This is a genomic window from Mesorhizobium sp. WSM4312, assembly GCF_002294875.1.
GTDB lineage: Bacteria > Pseudomonadota > Alphaproteobacteria > Rhizobiales > Rhizobiaceae > Mesorhizobium.
Genome location: NZ_NSFU01000013.1, coordinates 136,720 through 151,560, shown reverse-complemented (window position 1 = coordinate 151,560; position 14,841 = coordinate 136,720). Strand labels below are relative to the sequence as shown.

General features: G+C 61.0%; 18 protein-coding genes and 1 pseudogene. 7 read left to right on the top strand and 12 right to left on the bottom strand.

From position 1 onward, the window contains the following. Positions 1-368 precede the first annotated feature (368 nt). From minE to minC, 3 genes are all read right to left on the bottom strand, one after another. On the bottom strand, positions 369-641 hold the full coding sequence (gene minE / locus CK228_RS22890) for a cell division topological specificity factor MinE (protein ID WP_027047075.1): 273 nt from the start codon (positions 639-641) through the stop codon (positions 369-371). Beyond that, on the bottom strand, positions 638-1,453 hold the full coding sequence (minD, locus tag CK228_RS22885; protein ID WP_010910549.1) for a septum site-determining protein MinD: 816 nt from the start codon (positions 1,451-1,453) through the stop codon (positions 638-640). Before minD ends, minE begins: the two co-directional genes overlap by 4 nt. A gap of 122 nt (positions 1,454-1,575) precedes the next feature. After that, positions 1,576-2,397 (bottom strand): septum site-determining protein MinC, encoded by an 822-nt coding sequence (gene minC, locus CK228_RS22880; protein WP_095789329.1) that lies wholly within the window; start codon positions 2,395-2,397, stop codon positions 1,576-1,578. Between the two features lie 428 nt (positions 2,398-2,825). Between minC and CK228_RS22875 the strand changes: the two genes are divergently transcribed. Beyond that, positions 2,826-3,923 (top strand): helix-turn-helix transcriptional regulator, encoded by a 1,098-nt coding sequence (locus CK228_RS22875; RefSeq protein WP_095789328.1) that lies wholly within the window; start codon positions 2,826-2,828, stop codon positions 3,921-3,923. A gap of 7 nt (positions 3,924-3,930) precedes the next feature. Here CK228_RS22875 and CK228_RS22870 read toward each other — a convergent pair whose 3' ends face one another. Next, positions 3,931-5,364: a radical SAM protein gene (locus CK228_RS22870; RefSeq protein ID WP_095789327.1), complete on the bottom strand. Its 1,434-nt coding sequence runs from the start codon at positions 5,362-5,364 to the stop codon at positions 3,931-3,933. Positions 5,365-6,653: 1,289 nt separating this feature from the next. Here CK228_RS22870 and CK228_RS34850 point away from each other — a divergent pair. The 6 genes and pseudogenes from CK228_RS34850 to CK228_RS22840 all read left to right on the top strand — a co-directional run bounded on the left by CK228_RS34850 (position 6,654) and on the right by CK228_RS22840 (position 9,894). After that, complete coding sequence (locus CK228_RS34850; protein WP_143750618.1) at positions 6,654-7,232, top strand: hypothetical protein; 579 nt, start codon at positions 6,654-6,656, stop codon at positions 7,230-7,232. A 39-nt stretch (positions 7,233-7,271) separates the two neighbouring features. Beyond that, positions 7,272-7,547, top strand: a complete 276-nt coding sequence (locus CK228_RS22865; protein ID WP_095789326.1) for a hypothetical protein — start codon at positions 7,272-7,274, stop codon at positions 7,545-7,547. A gap of 105 nt (positions 7,548-7,652) precedes the next feature. Beyond that, positions 7,653-7,982: a hypothetical protein gene (locus CK228_RS22860; RefSeq protein WP_095789325.1), complete on the top strand. Its 330-nt coding sequence runs from the start codon at positions 7,653-7,655 to the stop codon at positions 7,980-7,982. Positions 7,983-8,057: 75 nt separating this feature from the next. Beyond that, positions 8,058-8,176: pseudogene (locus CK228_RS22855) on the top strand (transposase); the annotation flags it as partial. Positions 8,177-8,445: 269 nt separating this feature from the next. Beyond that, a complete protein-coding gene (locus tag CK228_RS22850; RefSeq protein ID WP_095789373.1) occupies positions 8,446-8,853 on the top strand; it encodes an FAD-binding oxidoreductase in 408 nt (135 codons plus the stop codon). 573 nt (positions 8,854-9,426) lie between these two features. Then, entirely contained in the window at positions 9,427-9,894 is a 468-nt protein-coding gene (locus CK228_RS22840; protein ID WP_143750617.1) for a hypothetical protein, read from the top strand. A gap of 29 nt (positions 9,895-9,923) precedes the next feature. On the opposite strand, the gene CK228_RS22835 is transcribed toward CK228_RS22840, so the two are convergent. From CK228_RS22835 to CK228_RS22800, 8 genes are all read right to left on the bottom strand, one after another. Next, on the bottom strand, positions 9,924-10,073 hold the full coding sequence (locus CK228_RS22835; protein WP_010910556.1) for a hypothetical protein: 150 nt from the start codon (positions 10,071-10,073) through the stop codon (positions 9,924-9,926). A 15-nt stretch (positions 10,074-10,088) separates the two neighbouring features. Next, on the bottom strand, positions 10,089-10,406 hold the full coding sequence (locus CK228_RS22830) for a DUF2934 domain-containing protein (RefSeq protein WP_095789323.1): 318 nt from the start codon (positions 10,404-10,406) through the stop codon (positions 10,089-10,091). Between the two features lie 115 nt (positions 10,407-10,521). After that, on the bottom strand, positions 10,522-11,127 hold the full coding sequence (locus CK228_RS22825) for a BA14K family protein (RefSeq protein ID WP_245438097.1): 606 nt from the start codon (positions 11,125-11,127) through the stop codon (positions 10,522-10,524). Positions 11,128-11,246: 119 nt separating this feature from the next. Next, a complete protein-coding gene (locus CK228_RS22820) occupies positions 11,247-11,768 on the bottom strand; it encodes a DoxX family protein (RefSeq protein ID WP_095789321.1) in 522 nt (173 codons plus the stop codon). A 524-nt stretch (positions 11,769-12,292) separates the two neighbouring features. Then, complete coding sequence (locus tag CK228_RS22815) at positions 12,293-12,772, bottom strand: tetratricopeptide repeat protein (RefSeq protein WP_020628939.1); 480 nt, start codon at positions 12,770-12,772, stop codon at positions 12,293-12,295. Positions 12,773-12,948: 176 nt separating this feature from the next. Continuing rightward, positions 12,949-13,920 carry an MBL fold metallo-hydrolase gene (locus CK228_RS22810; RefSeq protein WP_095789320.1) on the bottom strand — a complete coding sequence of 324 codons (972 nt, stop codon included), beginning with the start codon at positions 13,918-13,920 and terminating at the stop codon, positions 12,949-12,951. A gap of 112 nt (positions 13,921-14,032) precedes the next feature. Continuing rightward, the gene (locus CK228_RS22805; RefSeq protein ID WP_095775136.1) at positions 14,033-14,254 is read right to left on the bottom strand and encodes a DUF680 domain-containing protein; all 222 of its coding nucleotides are present in this window, start codon (positions 14,252-14,254) and stop codon (positions 14,033-14,035) included. 53 nt (positions 14,255-14,307) lie between these two features. Beyond that, the gene (locus CK228_RS22800; RefSeq protein ID WP_095775135.1) at positions 14,308-14,556 is read right to left on the bottom strand and encodes a DUF680 domain-containing protein; all 249 of its coding nucleotides are present in this window, start codon (positions 14,554-14,556) and stop codon (positions 14,308-14,310) included. Positions 14,557-14,841: the final 285 nt, after the last annotated feature.

Below are 14,841 nucleotides of genomic sequence, written 5' to 3'. Positions count from 1 at the left end.
GCCTCCCCTTGCTCTGGTCATCCGCCGCCCCGCGCAAAACGGCGGCGTTCGCGGCGACGTGACGGGATGGGCGGCTGGCAATGTCAGCGGGACAGCACCCCCTCTGCCCTGCCGGGCATCTCCCCCTCAAGGGGGGAGATCAGATATCGGGTCGGCTTTCGCCAACCACCAACGTCGCAAGGAGTGAGCTGTCGCGGAAACTGCCAATCTCCCCCCTTGAGGGGGAGATGTCCGGCAGGACAGAGGGGGGCGCCTGGCGCCAGTCTTCGGAGTACAGGCCTGCAGCGTCGCGCAGCCCCCACCCCGTCTCGCAATCTCCGCTTTGCTCCGACTGCGAGCCGACCCTCCCCACGAGGGGGAGGTGAAGATCAGCCCGCGATCGCCATCGGCACGGCGCTCTTGTTGGGGATCTGGATATCGATCTCCAGCGTCGACATGGTCTCGCCGCGGTCCATCGAGACCTGCAGGTAATCCTGGTCGATCTGCACGTGCTTGGCGATCACCGCCATGATCTCCTCGCGCAGGATGGAGACGAGGTCGGGCTGGCTGCGGTTGCGGCGCTCATAGGCGAGCAGCACTTGCAGCCGCTCGCGCGCCACCGGCGCGCTCGAGCGCCGCTTGAAAAGGTCGAACACGTTCATGCCGCCCTCCTTCCCAACAGACGATCGAGGAAACCTTTGCGCTCGAAGGGGACGACGACCGGCAGATCCTCGCCTTCCAGCCGCCTTGCGGCGTCGATATAGGCCTTGGCCGCGGTGTTGAGCGGCTCGGACAGCGTCACCGGCGCCCCGAGATTGGAGGCGCGCAGCACGTCCTGGCTTTCGGGAATGATGCCGAGCAGCGGCACCGACAGGATTTCCAGCACATCGTCGATGGACAGCATTTCACCGCGCGCGGCCCGCCCCGCGTCATAGCGGGTGACCAGCACGTGCTTGGCGATCTGCTCGCCCTGTTCGGCGCGCATGGTGCGGGCGTCGAGCAGGCCGATGATGCGGTCGGAATCGCGCACCGACGATACTTCCGGATTGGTGACGATGACCGCCTCGTCGGCAAAGCGCATGGCGAGCTGCGCGCCGCGCTCGATGCCGGCCGGGCTGTCGCAGAAGACATAGTCGAACACCGAGCGCAGCTTGTCGATGACCTCGCCGACGCCCTCTTCCGTCAGCGCGTCCTTGTCGCGCGTCTGCGAGGCCGGCAGCAGGAACAGCGTGTCGACGCGCTTGTCGCGGATCAGCGCCTGCGACAGCTTGGCCGTGCCCTGGATGACGTTGACGAGGTCGAACACCACGCGGCGTTCGGCGCCCATGATCAGGTCGAGATTCCTGAGGCCGACGTCGAAATCGACGAGCGCCACCTTCTTGCCGGTCTTGGCCACGGCGGCACCGAGCGCCGCCGTCGAGGTGGTCTTGCCGACGCCCCCCTTGCCCGATGTGACCACCACTACCTTGCCCATGAAAAAAGCCTCCGTTGTTATCAGTTTGTTGTCCCGGGCCGGCTTGCCGGCCTTTATTCAGTCAGCGGTCGTCAGCTCCCCGGCCGCTTCAACTCCCAAGCCGCTTCAGCTCCCAAGCCGCTTCAACTCAAAGTCTCGACGCGCAGGCCGTCGCCGTCGAGGAAGGCCTGCACCGGCTTGCCGCGCGAAACCCCTTCCATCTCCTCGGCGGTGATGTACCAGCCGTCGACCGACAGAAGCTCGGCCTCGTTGCGGCGACAGAAGATGCGCGCGGCGGTGTTGCCGAGCGCGCCCGCCGAAGCGCGCCCGCGCAGCGTGCCGTAGACATGGATCGAGCCGGCGGCGACGATCTCCGAACCGGACGCGACCGAGCCCAGCACGATGACATCGCCATGCGCATGCATGATCGCCTGGCCGGAACGGATCGGCGTCTTGATCATCAGCGTGCCCGAATCGTAGTGCGAAACCTGCGGCTCGCTTTGGTCAGTCTTGCTTGCGCCAGCCTTGCCCTTGGCAACGCCGCCGGCGTCCGCGCCATGGTCCGGCACCCTGCCCTCGGCGGCCTTGCCGTCCGGCTTGCCGGAAGCCTCTTGCCCGCCCTTGCGGCCAGGCAGCAGCCCCTCCGTCGTCGCCTCCTTGGCGCCGACCAGCAGGGGCGGCAGGTCGGGGCCGAGCGCTGCCCCTTCCAGCTCGATGGCATAGATGCGGATGCCGCGCGTCCCCAGCTCCGCCACAAGTGCCGCGATCTCGTTCGGCGCGGGCTTCAAAACGTTCAGATCGAGCAGCACCGGCCGCCCGGCAAAATAGCCCGGCGAGTTGCCGATCCAGTGATCCAGCCCCTGCAGCCACTCCACCATGGGCGCTTCCGGGGTCAATGTGAAAGCGACGAAAGAACGGGCACGAAAGCGAATGGATTTGGCCTCGAGGGGGGCGGCAAAGGTCACGGCTGGCGAATCCTTACTGAGAAGTAAACGCTAGCGAGGGAATGGTTAACGAATGGTTAACAAGGGGTGGGCAACTTGGCAGTCTTCGAGGAATTGGAAGGTCGGGCCAAACGCCAGTTGCGGCCGCTACCCCAACACCCTAAATGTCTTGATAGGGGCCGCTTCCAGACAGGCGGCTTTCAGACGTCTTTAGTGGAACAGTTGCCATTCGTTGAGCCGCCACAGCTACCGTTGGAATTTCGGCGGAGAGAGCCGGCATAGGTCCTCAGGTATCTCAAGCGGGCTCCCGCCCTCAGCCAGGGCAAAGCGCCGTGCTTAAGAAAGGATGCCGCTACCGAATTGATCTTGTTCGGTTTTCTCGGAGCCTCTTTCCAAATCTTTCTGATTCATAGAAACTTGATTCACAAAGCAGATGTCCCGGGGCTCTAGTGATCGGTGAATTGGGTATTGTCGACAGCCTTTACGAAGCTGCGGTCGTTCCGGAGTTTTGGAAAGAGGTTCTGGCACGGTTTTGCCTTGTCGTCGGCGTGCGCGCCGGCGCTTTGCTGACCTTCGATCCTGGCGGCGGCGTGAAAACCATCTACACAGATACGTACCAGGGAGTGTTCCACGACTATCTTGCCCGCGGATTGCAGTACCCCAATGTCAGGCCTCACCGTGCCCTGGTATTGCATCCGCACAAATTCGTTACCGACCTGGACGTTTGCACCCAGGAGGAACTCGACCGGGACGCGCTGTATCGCGAATTCTATCGCCCATACGGCTTTGGCTGGACCGCCGGCACGGCCGTTGTCTCTCCGACCAAAGACATTATCGCCTTCGATACGGCAAGACTCGCAACCGAAGGGCCCTTTTCCACCGAAGAGATCAGCCGTCTCGACCAATATTGGCCGCATTTCGCGCGCGCCGGCCTACTGGCTCAGCGCCTGGGTCTCCAGGCGGCACATTCGGCCACGGAAGCCCTACAGACTGTCGGGCTCCCCGCCGCGAGCCTGACTGCCCAAGGGCGCGTTGTCTCGGCCAATGCGATGTTTGAGGCCCTCTCCCCACGGGTACGCTTCGGCCCCTTCGACAAATTGTCGCTTGCGGACCGCAAGGCCGACCGCTTGCTGGTCTCGGCACTGGCCGGTTTGAGTGCAAGCAACCAGGCATCCGTGCGATCGATAGCGATACCGGGCAGCGATGGAATGCCCCCTCTGGTTGGTCACCTAGTGCCGGTCAGGCGCAACGCGCATGACATCTTTACCCGCTCCGCCGTTCTTCTGGTCGTGACTCGGGTGATTGCGCCAGATGCACCATTGGCTGAGATTTTGACTGGGCTGTTCGATTTGACTACAGCGGAAGCGCGCGTCGCCAGAGGTATTGCCAACGGCCTGTCCGTCGAAGACATGGCGACGAAAACCGAAGTGTCGCGGGAGACGATCAGAACGCAACTGAAGTCGGTCATGGCCAAGACAGGGACCGAGCGTCAGACCGAACTGGCATTGCTTCTGATCGGGGCGAGACCGATTCCGCGGCCGTTGTAGCTGCCCTTCATGCCAGGCTTGGCTTCTCCCTCCGATACGTCGTCGCGGGGCTTTGTCCAGCGCCGCTGGCAAGAAGGGCTTCGCCAAGCAAATTCTTGACGATGGAGCACTGCTGATTCCGGACAACGGCGGTAGCGAATTCCTCGCCTGGAGTTCCACATGTGTTCAATCTGGTCGCGGAACACCCACCTCGGCAGAGCGCGAAGTATTCACACCGCGCGCAAACGGGGTCTTTCGTTCCATCGAAGTCTTCAAAGTTTCGGCGGACCGCAGTTTCGCGCAGCAATGTTTCCTCACGGACGTTGCCTATGAGCCTCGCGGGCTGGCCGACGAACCACGCGCATGAAAAGACGTCACCATTAGCGTCGACGGTCGGGGTCGCCATTTCAGCGGCACCGCAAGCCCGCGTAGACCGCTGCATGACCATACGGCCGAAAAGGCCTTCCAGCGTGTCGCGAACTATCTCGGGGCGCTCCCAATAAAGTTGCCTCATACTCCTGCCAAGGTCTTCATTGCTTGGCGCCAAGGAAGGGTCGAAAACAAACCCGTCGGAATTGACCGGCCGCAACACCCCGAAAATCGTTCCGGCTGCTCCCAGCGAGCGGTGGAGATCAGCGACTTCCACGAGTCGGCCTGCATTCAGTGACGTGATGGTTGCCCTAAGGGAGAACGGGACTCCGCTCTGCTGAAGCTTTTCGAGATTCTTGACCGTCATACTATAGGAATTGGACCCTCGGCCGCGGTGAGGCCGCATCCTGTTGTGTATCTCCGGCGGCCCATCGATGTTCGATATGATTTCGATATTTTCCTTGGCCGCGAGTTCAATAAAACCTGGAGGAATGAAGGTGAGATTCGTCTGCACGGCAATCCGGAGAGGAAGAAGCGAATCACGACAGACCTCCTTGGCATGGCTGACAATGTCGGGAACGACTTCCCAGTTCAGGAGCGGTTCTCCTCCGAACAGCGTGATCGCGAAGCGGTCGCGCGGTCCCAGATCCTTGCTGAACCTGCTGATTGCCTGCTTCGCAGTCTCCAGTGGCATCTTCAGGTGCCGCCGCTTTTGGTACGACTCATCGCCGTCCAGGCAATAAACACAGCCAAGATTGCAGTACTGCGAAAGCAGGAGAAAAAGTTCTATCGATTTGGATTGACCGACAGCCGTACAGGAGCAGCCGCCGCATGAAGTTGTCTGCTGTATCGCAGATCCGCTATCCGCCTGCAGCACGTGCTTGAGGAGTTGCTCCTCATGCGGAGACAAAGGCTCGCGATCCGCAAGTCGTTCATTCGTGGATGTGAGCGTAGCGGTGATATAGTCAATGGCATCTGGCCCGCCCCGGAATTCAACCGGTGCGAAACGGTCCGTGGGCGTAGCCACAATGCGTCCCTTCTCGGAGGCAAAGATCAGGCGCTCGGCACCGGCTAGGTGTGCTCCGGCTTTCATTCGCAACTACCAACAGTGGAGATGTTTCTGCACCCGTCCGCAAAAACACCAGGGATTTCGCCGCCTGGAACGCAACGCTGTCTCGAAAAGCCGCATGGTCTGAAGCCGGGTTCCGCAGGACGCTGTGTTGGCCGCGTGGCGACGAGCGGAACTGAGATGCGCGCAGTCATTTTATTCCGCAACTGCTGCCTGAACAATATCCGCCGCATCCACCACCCCCTCCCGAAACCGGGCCCGATCCAGTATAGACAGATCCAGAAGATGCCCCACTGTTGACCGGAGGCGGATGATACCCGCCAGAAGAGGAATTTGACACGGCAGTGGCACCTACTATCAGTCCCGTCAGGATAGCCTGTGCCGCCTGATCCTGATCCGTGGTCGTACATCCGGCCAGCATCAGCACGCTGAAGCCGCCAAGAGTTATTTTTTTTCCCGTTGTCATCAGCCCCCCCTTTATTAACCTTTCTGCAGGGGCATCCCTTCCCGCAGTAGCTTGTCTTATTCACACGACGCGTACCGACGTCCCGTATCGAGGTCACCCGCCGAGTCTATATTCCAACGAAGGAAAATAATACTACTTTAATACCAGAATCATAAGCCGATCTGTCCAATCCATCAGAAAATGTACCATGGGTAAGAGGCAACTCGTTGCCGTGATGTGAGAATTTAATAGACGCACCTCCAGGTGCATCACCCAGATGGGTGATGCGCTATGCTTGGATGCCGCCGAGTTTCGGCTTCAAGATCATTTCGAGACAAGTGAGATGATGCCAACACCGAGCAGACGAGTGCGCAACTCAATTTCATCGGCTACTCCTCTCGTTCATTGTTCAATGGGGTTGAGAATGCATACAAATCCCCAAAGCGCTTCTGGACTGGCGGATAATATCTTGCTCTCGACGTGCTATCGTCATTGACCGCCTGTCATGCAGGTCACATGGCGCCGGACCATCGGAGCACGGCGTTTTTTCCTTGGACTGGCGTTGGCACTGATATCAGCTTCGCCTGCTCATGCCATCTTTGGCGAAAGAGTTCACCACTTTGATCGTCGCCTCCGCGCACACCTCATCTCCGAACCTCTTCAGGGCCAAATAATCAGGCCAGACCTCAGCGGCGAGTGACTTCTTCAACAGCGCTGGCGAGTATTGTATCGCACTTCATCCACTTTGGTGATGCGCGAAGCGTGATAAAAGTCTTCACTTCGTGGGCCTTAACCCAATTGGGTGATGCAAGGTCCATGGCCTTCCTGTCTGATCGGAACCGAAAAGCTTTGTTCCAACGAGAATCCGATGCAGACACCAGCCAAAAGACCTTCGAAGTGGGATTTTCTGCATCGTATCGGCAAGTGCAGCAGATGTATCCGTCAGTCATTCCTGGCAATGCTTCTAAGCGGCGCCGTATTTGCCAATACTTTTATCGCTGGCGTTCTATTCGACTTCAAGGAAGGAATTTACTTCGCAGGCGCCATGGCGCTGGCCTTTTCTGTATTGTTTGCGACCCACATCGTGGTTTTCGGCATCCGCCGTGCTCGTATCGAGCCAGTCAGGGACTCACCCAAGGCGCGATCCCACCTCGCAGTTCGAAGCACATCGCAAATAGACATCGAAAAACGCCGCGTCATGGCCAGTTTTGCTAAATCCGCTGCGGTTGGCTGTCTAAGCGCAGCAATAACTGCGGCTTTTCCACGATCTGCGTTTGCAAATCACATATGCCCAGGGCCGACCCACTCAATATACTGCAGTGACGGCAACATATGCTGCCTATGGGATAATGAGCCATTTTGCTGCTATGAAGGAACATCTTGTGGCCCCGGATACTGCAATACAACTGATTCGGAATATGGAAAGGATCCGAGCGATGGCGAATAGATATAATTATATCAGAAGCAAACACTAAAGGGGAGTTCGATGAAGACCTTAAATTATGCTATTGCCATCATCTTGCTGTCGCAGACAGCCGCTTTGGCCGACGCCTGTCAAAACTATGATCAAAAAGTCACTGCGCAATTCAGCGGCCCCATATCCAGAGCCGCTACCGCCTGCCAAAAGACATCCCTGCTGATCAAGATGATGAAGGCCGCGCTCCGCGCGCCCGCGGAATGTATGGACGCCTCCGATCGGTCCAAGCTCAAGGCAGGCATTGCGCAGTCGATCCAATCCTTCAAGGATCAGCAATGTCAATAGCCTCCTGCTCGTCCGCGGCTCGACTACCCCTCGCTTGGGTAGCAGTCGCACCAATATGGATTCAATCTGCTCACGCGAGGCATTTTTTCCGAGCGGGTCAGCGGCATGAGCGACGCCTTCGACATGGCGAATACAGCATGCGCCTTTTACGACAGGCATGGGCGCGTCACCCGCTTGAACAAGCTGTGCGAAAGTCTTCTTGATCAGGAACTCCGTCTTGTTCAGGGGGAACTGACATCGCACTGGCCTGCGGAAAGCGCTGCGTTGCGCGGCCAATTCAAGGCAGTCCTGCAATCGGTTGCGATTGCCGATACGATGGCATCGTCTCCCGTTCGCCTGTCTCGGCCGGGAAGAAGGCCGCTGGTCATAAGGGCACAGCGTTTGCGCGGCATGCCTGCGGAAATCTTTTCCCACTCTGTTGGAGTGCGCCCCTGAGGGTGGACAGTTCGTGACCTGAGACCCAGAATCTCCTCTAGTTTTTGGTAGAGCTCGATCTAAGGAGACGGACGAATGAAGCGCTCACGGTTCACGGAGAACAAGTCATCGCGATCTTGAAGGAGCAGGAGGCGGGAATGAAGACCGCCGATGTCTGCCGCAAGCACGGGATCTCGGAAACGACTTTCTACACATAGCGGGCCAGGTTTAGTGCCATGGACGTTAGCGCTCCACCGTCACGGTGGTTACCAACTTTGCAACTGCTGTGTATCGCTGACTAAGCCACTAGCGGCCTCGGTTTTGAACCACCATCGGGGCCAGGGAGGGACTGCACAATCACTACTGATAAGCCCGGACTTGCAGAGAAATATTCTCGCCGGAGGCGCTAGTCTAGGTTCAGCTTTTAGACCGTAGTCCCAGACCTCGTTTGTGTTTTGCCAAAGAGCAGGACGCCTTGGCTGGGATGCACGCTACGTTCGCAACCATCTCCGCGACATCGGACGCCTGGCGACGTTCCTCGGGCGTTCACCAGACACAGCGACCACCGACGACCTGCGCCGGTTCCAGATCGAGCAGCAGGACGACGGGGTTACCGTGCCCGTGCCGCCTGGCTCTGCTCGACCGCGGCGGGCGCAAGTTCTTTCCCGCGCTCAGCCAGCCGTCTTCAAAGGGGCTCGGCTTCCGCCCGTCGCTGCCGGATTCCCGGCTCGTCATCGGCCCGTCGGCCCGCAACCCCAACGTCATCTACGCTTTCGGCCATGGCCATCTTGGGCTGACGCTGGCAGCAGCTACTGCCCGTCTGGTCGCAGATTCTGTCACCGATCGACCAGTTGGTCCTTTGCTTGCTCCGTTCGCACCGAGCCGTTTCTAGGTTTCACCCAGACCTTTACGCGCCATGTCGTATTTAAGGCGAATCAATGTCGGCTTTTGGCGCTGGAGGCACGTGAATTGAACGTCGCCATTTGGGCGCAAAGCTGCCGTGTGCTTAGCGGAATTAAGAGTAAACCGGTCACGCAAGCTTGCAGCGTATCGCCATCACGGTAGCCAGAGGTACGCACCGAACAGCCCTCCCTCAATGCCGCTTGAAATACTGCACCTCCCGCTCATGCTTCTCAGCCGCCTCACACGTCTCGAACGTCCCCCCGGTTCCGTCGCTTGCCGGTCTTCTCATCCTTCTTGCGTGAATAAAGCCGGTATTTGCCGTCCTTGAGTTTGCGGATCATCTCGCTCTCCCTGATCAGGATTTAGCTCCCGTCCTGGCCTTCAGTCCGAGCGCTGCCTACCGTCGGGATCAACGCTGCGCCGGTGCGAACGCGGAACGACAAAACCCCACGATCGGCTGCCCCGCCCCGTGGAGTTCGAGAACGCGCCCATGCTAGCCTCCATCGAGCCGGCTTAAGCTCGGGGGCAAGTCATGTTGGATCAATGGACTGATTTCTTCGTCATGGTGGGCGGCGGCGCGGCGGGGCTTGCCGGGTTGATCTTCGTCGCGATCTCGATCAATCCCGAACGCATCGTCCGCAACACGACGCACAAGAACCGGGCAATCAACATGCTGTCGGGCTTCAGCGCGATTTTCATGGCATGCAGCCTTGCGCTTCTGGGAGGTCAATATCTTCCGGCACTCGGCCTCGAATGGCTTTTGCTCTGGGGCATAGCAACATTCATCTTCGTCAGAGGATATGTCGTGGCCATCAAGGCGGGGATGAGCACCATCGGGTTGACCGGGCCGCGGCTGGCGGGCGGCACGATGTGTTACCTGGCCGAAGTTGCAGGCGCGATTTTGCTTATTCTCGGGCGCGGCGTGGGGCTTTACATCGCGGCCCTCGGAACCATCGTCCTGTTCGCCTTCCTGATTTCAGGCGCATGGCTCCTCATCATCGGCATCTACGAAGAGCCGGCCAAGGGATGAGATCGGCGCCTGCCGCTGCAGAGGCCCCCTCAATGCCGCTTGAAATACTGCACCTCCTTCTCATGCTTCTCTGCCGCTTCCCGCGTATCGAACGTCCCCAGGTTGCGCCGCTTCCCGGTCTTCTCATCCTTCTTGCGCGAATAAAGCCGGTATTTGCCGTCCTTGAGTTTGCGGATCATCTTCGCTCTCCCTGATCAGGATTTGGCGCCCTTCCTGGCCTTGAGACTGCGCGCTGCCTGTTCCAGCGCGGCGCGATCAGTGCCCAAGCGGTCGAGCAGCGCTTGCGCCTCGTCGCCCGATATGCCGGTGCGCATGGCCAGTTCCTCGACTTCCAGCACGTCGGTGCTGGCGATCTCGCGCGGCAGCGCGTCGTCGGCTGTCAGCGGCAGTGCCGCTTCCCTGTCGATCTCGGCCTCGGCCCGGTGCCAATGATGCTCGGGATCGCCGCCGCCTTCACGCTCCCAGATCTGGTATGCGCGCTTCTGGATCTTCTCGTGCCGTTCGTCGCCCATTGTCGTTCCTCCTTCGTGTCAGGGATGAACGCTGCGGTGATGGGATTGATCCAAAAAATCTGCGTGATCGCTGGTCCAGGCGGAACTGCCGGATGGGTGGGAGGGCGCGCGGCGCCTATTCGCACTGGCGCCTCGGTCCGCCGGAATATGGCTGGTAGCTGTTGTCCTCGGGACGGTAGGAGCGGTAGCGGCTGAAGCAGGATTGGACGTGGTCGTCCGAAAGGCCCGCTATCGCCACCAGCGGCGCGGCGGCGCCCTCGACATAGCTGACTTCGTCGGGCTGCTGCGCGGCCTTGCCGGCGTCGGGTTCGAGATAGGGCGAGACGCAGGGGCGCTGCTGTCCGCTGTAGGACATGTAGCTGTTGTCGTCGGGGTTGTAGGAGCGGTAGCGGTCCGCGCACCAGCTGAGATGGGCAGCCGGCAGTCTGATCTGCCGCTCGCCCGCATCGGGCGCCACCGCGCTGGTAATGGTCGGGTCGGGCGACTGCATCCTGGCTGCGGCGTCGGGCGCGGGAGGCTGCGCGGCGGCCACGCGCTCCAGGCCCGGCGCGGCCTTATCTACCGGCTGTGCGTCCTTGGTCCACAGCTGTGAGACACTGTCGGCGGGCCTGGCCTGATGCACCGGCTTGGCCAGTATCAGCCAGGCGGCGAAAGCCAGCCCGCTGGCAAAGACCGCAAGGGTGAGGACGAAGCCTGCGACCAGTGCCAGAACCGCTTTCATCACACACTCCTTGAGCCTTCGCTAATAGAATGCGGAGCACCGGGCCTGGTTCCAGCGAGCGGCGTGTTGCAGGGCACTGGAGCGGCAGGCCGATGCGCGAGGCGGCAGGCCTTGCTGCCTTAAACCGGCAGCCGCACATCCGCGGAGAACTGGTTCTCCACGGCCAGCAAGGCCCTGACCATTTCCTTGTCGCGCTGGCGCTTTTGCAGATACCCGGCCAGCAGCCAGTCCAGCGAGAACCGGCCGGCGCCGACGGCGGCCAGCACGAACATGCCGCCTGATATGGCGAGGTCCTTTTCGAAATGCAGCAGCTCGTTCTGGCTGGCGAAGTTGACATGGAACAGCAAGGCCGTGGCCAGGCAGAACAGGCCGAGCCCGATGCCGCCCAGCCGCGTCAGCAGGCCTGAAGCCACCGAGAGCCCTGCCCCCAGTTGCAGCGCGATGGTGGCGACGAACAGCGGCAACCCGACGCCAAGTGCTGCCATCGCCTTGGCGGCGGCGTCGAAATGGGTGGTCAGCGTCACGCCTTCATGCAGGAAGATGAAGGACATGAGCAGGCGGCCGGCAAGCAGGGTCACGTCCCTGATGTGGTATTTCGCGGCGAGGCCGGTGAGCTTCGCGGCGATTTCGTTCGGTGTCATGGTCAGCCTCCAATTTTTGAGCACAGGCAAGCGCCGCCCGCCGTGGGACGCGCGCAAGCACGGCGCCTGACGGGTCTGATCTTCGAAAGGGCCGGAGCCGGCTCGAGGGAGAGGCGCCGGCTCCCAGCCACGAGCGCCCAAACTGGTGGTGGGGGACTGGATCGGTCTGTGCCAGTCCCCAACGCGGGCCGCTTGGCGGCCACCTCTCCCCCAGTCCGCGACTGACCAGCTCGAGGCTTGATTGCCACGTGGTTCCCCAATCCGTCGCTGCTTCGCAGCGCCACCTTTCCCCCCTCCGGAGGGAAAGGAAGGGAGCATTGCCGGACGAGCGTTGCCGGCAAAAAGCCTGCCGCCTTTCCTCTACCCCGTCGATCGGGGGGTCCGAAGGACGGGCGAGACCCGTGGCTCGCCCCGGCAGTGGCTCGGCGAAGCCGAGACGGAGTGGGGGTCGACCGACGCAGCATAAGACAATGCATGGCCAAGCTCATGGCCACGTCCGTGGGGGAGTTGGAACGGGTCACCGCTTACTGCGTCACCTTGGTGTCGATGGCCTTCTGTAGGTCGGAAAGCTCCTCGCAGCCGGCGGGGCAGAGTTTCTGCAGCGACGCCAGCTGCTCCTTTGCCTTGTTCATGTCGCCGGTCTCGACATAAAGCTCGCCCAGATATTCGCGGGCGGCCTTGTGGTCGGGCTTCAGCTCCAGCGCCTTGTTGTAATAGGTCAGCGCGGTGGTGACGTCGCCGGTCTTGCGCAGCGTGAAGCCGAGCAGATTGTAGACGTCGGCCTGCTGGTTGTCCTGCGCGAGGTCGCGCAGATCGGCCAGTGCGCCCTTGTAGTCCTTGGCGGCGATCTTGGCCTGGACGGCGGTGAGGTCGGGCGCATCGGCGCCCTCGATATCATCCACCGCATAGGCCGGCATGATCGTTGCGACGGGAACGACGGTCAGCACGGCGATGGCGCCGAGCAGGCCGAACAGGGCGTTTCTGCCCAAAAGAAGCTGTTTCATTGTCTTTCTCGCTTTGGTTTGTGCGTTAGCGTTGAGAGACCGTTTCGAAATTCGCTTTGGCGAGTCATATGATGGTGGTTTCGAGAACCGGAGCGGAGCGGACGTTCGGGTCCGTGAGCACCGGAAGCGCAGAAAACGCCTTCAGATGGCCGCCAGAGTAGAGTTTCCAAACGGTCTCAAATCTGAACGGGAGAGAAGCCATAGGCACTGCCGTCCTTGACGAAGACGCCGGTGCCGGGGAACGGGAAATGCGACCCGGAAATGCGGATATTGTCCGCGATCACGCGGTCGATGATCTTGTGGCGCGTGGCAATCGCGGTCGGCCCATCCTGGTCGTAGGCGCCCTGCCATTCCGGATGCGGCGCCAGCAGGGCCGGCACATACATGGTGTCGGCCGAGATCATCAGCTGCGCCTTGCCGGAATTGGCGAGGTACACCGAATGTCCCGGCGTGTGGCCGGGCGCGGCGACGATCTGGATGCCCGGCGCCACTTCCGCGCCGTCCTGAACCAGCTTCCAGTTCTTCCATTTCGGGAAGTTTTCGGCGATGCGCTTGCCCGCCGGCTTGCGGCCCTCCGGCAGCTTGGCCAGCCGGCTCGGGTCGGTCCACCAACTGTATTCGGTGGCGTTGACGATCAGCTCGGCATTGGGGAACACCGGCGTGTTGGTGCCCTTCTCCATCAGGCCCCAGACATGGTCGGGGTGGAAATGCGAGATCATGATGGTGTCGATCGCCTTGTAGTCGATGCCGGCGGCGGCCATGTTGGCCGGCAGGTGCGTGGCATTGGCCTGCCACTGGCCGACGCCCGAGCCCGCATCCATCATAATCAGCTTGCCGCCCATCTTGAGCACGACGACGGTGAGCGGGATGGGCATGAAGTCGGTGGTCAGCCCCGCCTTGGCGAGCGCCGCCTTGGTGTCTTCGACCGAGACATCCTTGATGAAGGCCGGGTCGTGCGGCTTTTTCCAGATGCCGTCGTAGATGGCGGTGACCTCGATGTCGCCGACCGTGTATTTGTAGAAGCCGACGGTCGGCTCGACCGGCGTCTGCGCGAAAGCGGGGCGGGTGAATTCGAGCTTGCCGGCAAGGCCGAAGGCGGCAGCGGCGGCGGCGGATTGAAGCACTGTGCGGCGTGTCATGGTGAACATTGTGGTCTCCTGGGTTGTTGTGGCGGAAGGGCGACGGAGGGCCACGCCACATGGCCCTCCGTCCTGATCGCGGGCTGGGTCAGGACCCTCGAGAGCGGTCCGGACCCAGAACTCAGTTGCCCCAGATGCCCTGGCCTGGTTCGTCCGCGTCAGATTTCGTTGTCGCCTGGACACCGTGCCGGACCATGTCGGCCTTGCGGATCGAGGCGGTGTGGGTGTTGTCGACCATGGCGGCCGTCTGGTTGGCGGTGCGGTCGCCAAAATGGTCGCTGCCGGCAAAGGCGCCGGTGGTGGCCACGAGGATGGCGGCGGCGGTGAGAGCGAGGGTTTTCATGTCGGTGCTTCCTGTTTGTGGGGTTTGAGAAGGAGTTCGAAGGTCGGGGGCGCTCAGCGGCCCCAGAGACCGTCGTCGTTGTGCCGGTTGATGATGTCCTGGACCGAACCTTGGCTCGGCCCGGTCGTCACCTTGGTGTCGACGCCGGCCGGGTGCGCGGTGTAGGGGATCGAGGCGGTGGCATTGGTGTCGACGGAAGCGACAGGCTGATTGACAGTGTCGGCGCCGAAATGGTCGCTGCCGGCAAAGGCGGCACTCGAGGCAAGCAACATCGCGGCCACGCTGAGAGCGAGCTTGGTCATGTTCGTAAATCCTTGTTTCGTTTCTTCGCGTCGCGGACCGGATTGGCCCCGCTGAAGGGAAGACCCGGCAAGGCGGTGCTTTATTCCCGGGGGTGGTGAGATTTTTTTGAGAGGCGGGGATTCAAGGGGCGCGGCCAGACAGGATCTGGGTGAAAGGCGGCGGCATCACCTCCGGAAAAGACCTTCAAGGGCAAGGCAGGAGGAGCGCTCAGACACAATTCAGAAACAAGTTTCAACAATTCGGAAAAACTGGCGAAAAGATCGGATGGCATAACCATCCCGCGG

Coding starts and splice junctions, on each gene's coding strand:
- CK228_RS22810 (WP_095789320.1), bottom strand. CDS start 13,920: ATGTTCACCATGACACGCCGCACAGTGCTTCAATCCGCCGCCGCCGCT.
- CK228_RS22860 (WP_095789325.1), top strand. CDS start 7,653: ATGAGCGACGCCTTCGACATGGCGAATACAGCATGCGCCTTTTACGAC.
- CK228_RS34850 (WP_143750618.1), top strand. CDS start 6,654: ATGCAGACACCAGCCAAAAGACCTTCGAAGTGGGATTTTCTGCATCGT.
- minE (WP_027047075.1), bottom strand. CDS start 641: ATGAACGTGTTCGACCTTTTCAAGCGGCGCTCGAGCGCGCCGGTGGCG.
- CK228_RS22820 (WP_095789321.1), bottom strand. CDS start 11,768: ATGACACCGAACGAAATCGCCGCGAAGCTCACCGGCCTCGCCGCGAAA.
- CK228_RS22850 (WP_095789373.1), top strand. CDS start 8,446: ATGCACGCTACGTTCGCAACCATCTCCGCGACATCGGACGCCTGGCGA.
- CK228_RS22865 (WP_095789326.1), top strand. CDS start 7,272: ATGAAGACCTTAAATTATGCTATTGCCATCATCTTGCTGTCGCAGACA.
- CK228_RS22800 (WP_095775135.1), bottom strand. CDS start 14,556: ATGACCAAGCTCGCTCTCAGCGTGGCCGCGATGTTGCTTGCCTCGAGT.
- CK228_RS22815 (WP_020628939.1), bottom strand. CDS start 12,772: ATGAAACAGCTTCTTTTGGGCAGAAACGCCCTGTTCGGCCTGCTCGGC.
- CK228_RS22870 (WP_095789327.1), bottom strand. CDS start 5,364: ATGAAAGCCGGAGCACACCTAGCCGGTGCCGAGCGCCTGATCTTTGCC.
- CK228_RS22840 (WP_143750617.1), top strand. CDS start 9,427: ATGGTGGGCGGCGGCGCGGCGGGGCTTGCCGGGTTGATCTTCGTCGCG.
- CK228_RS22835 (WP_010910556.1), bottom strand. CDS start 10,073: ATGATCCGCAAACTCAAGGACGGCAAATACCGGCTTTATTCGCGCAAG.
- CK228_RS22805 (WP_095775136.1), bottom strand. CDS start 14,254: ATGAAAACCCTCGCTCTCACCGCCGCCGCCATCCTCGTGGCCACCACC.
- minD (WP_010910549.1), bottom strand. CDS start 1,453: ATGGGCAAGGTAGTGGTGGTCACATCGGGCAAGGGGGGCGTCGGCAAG.
- CK228_RS22825 (WP_245438097.1), bottom strand. CDS start 11,127: ATGAAAGCGGTTCTGGCACTGGTCGCAGGCTTCGTCCTCACCCTTGCG.
- CK228_RS22830 (WP_095789323.1), bottom strand. CDS start 10,406: ATGGGCGACGAACGGCACGAGAAGATCCAGAAGCGCGCATACCAGATC.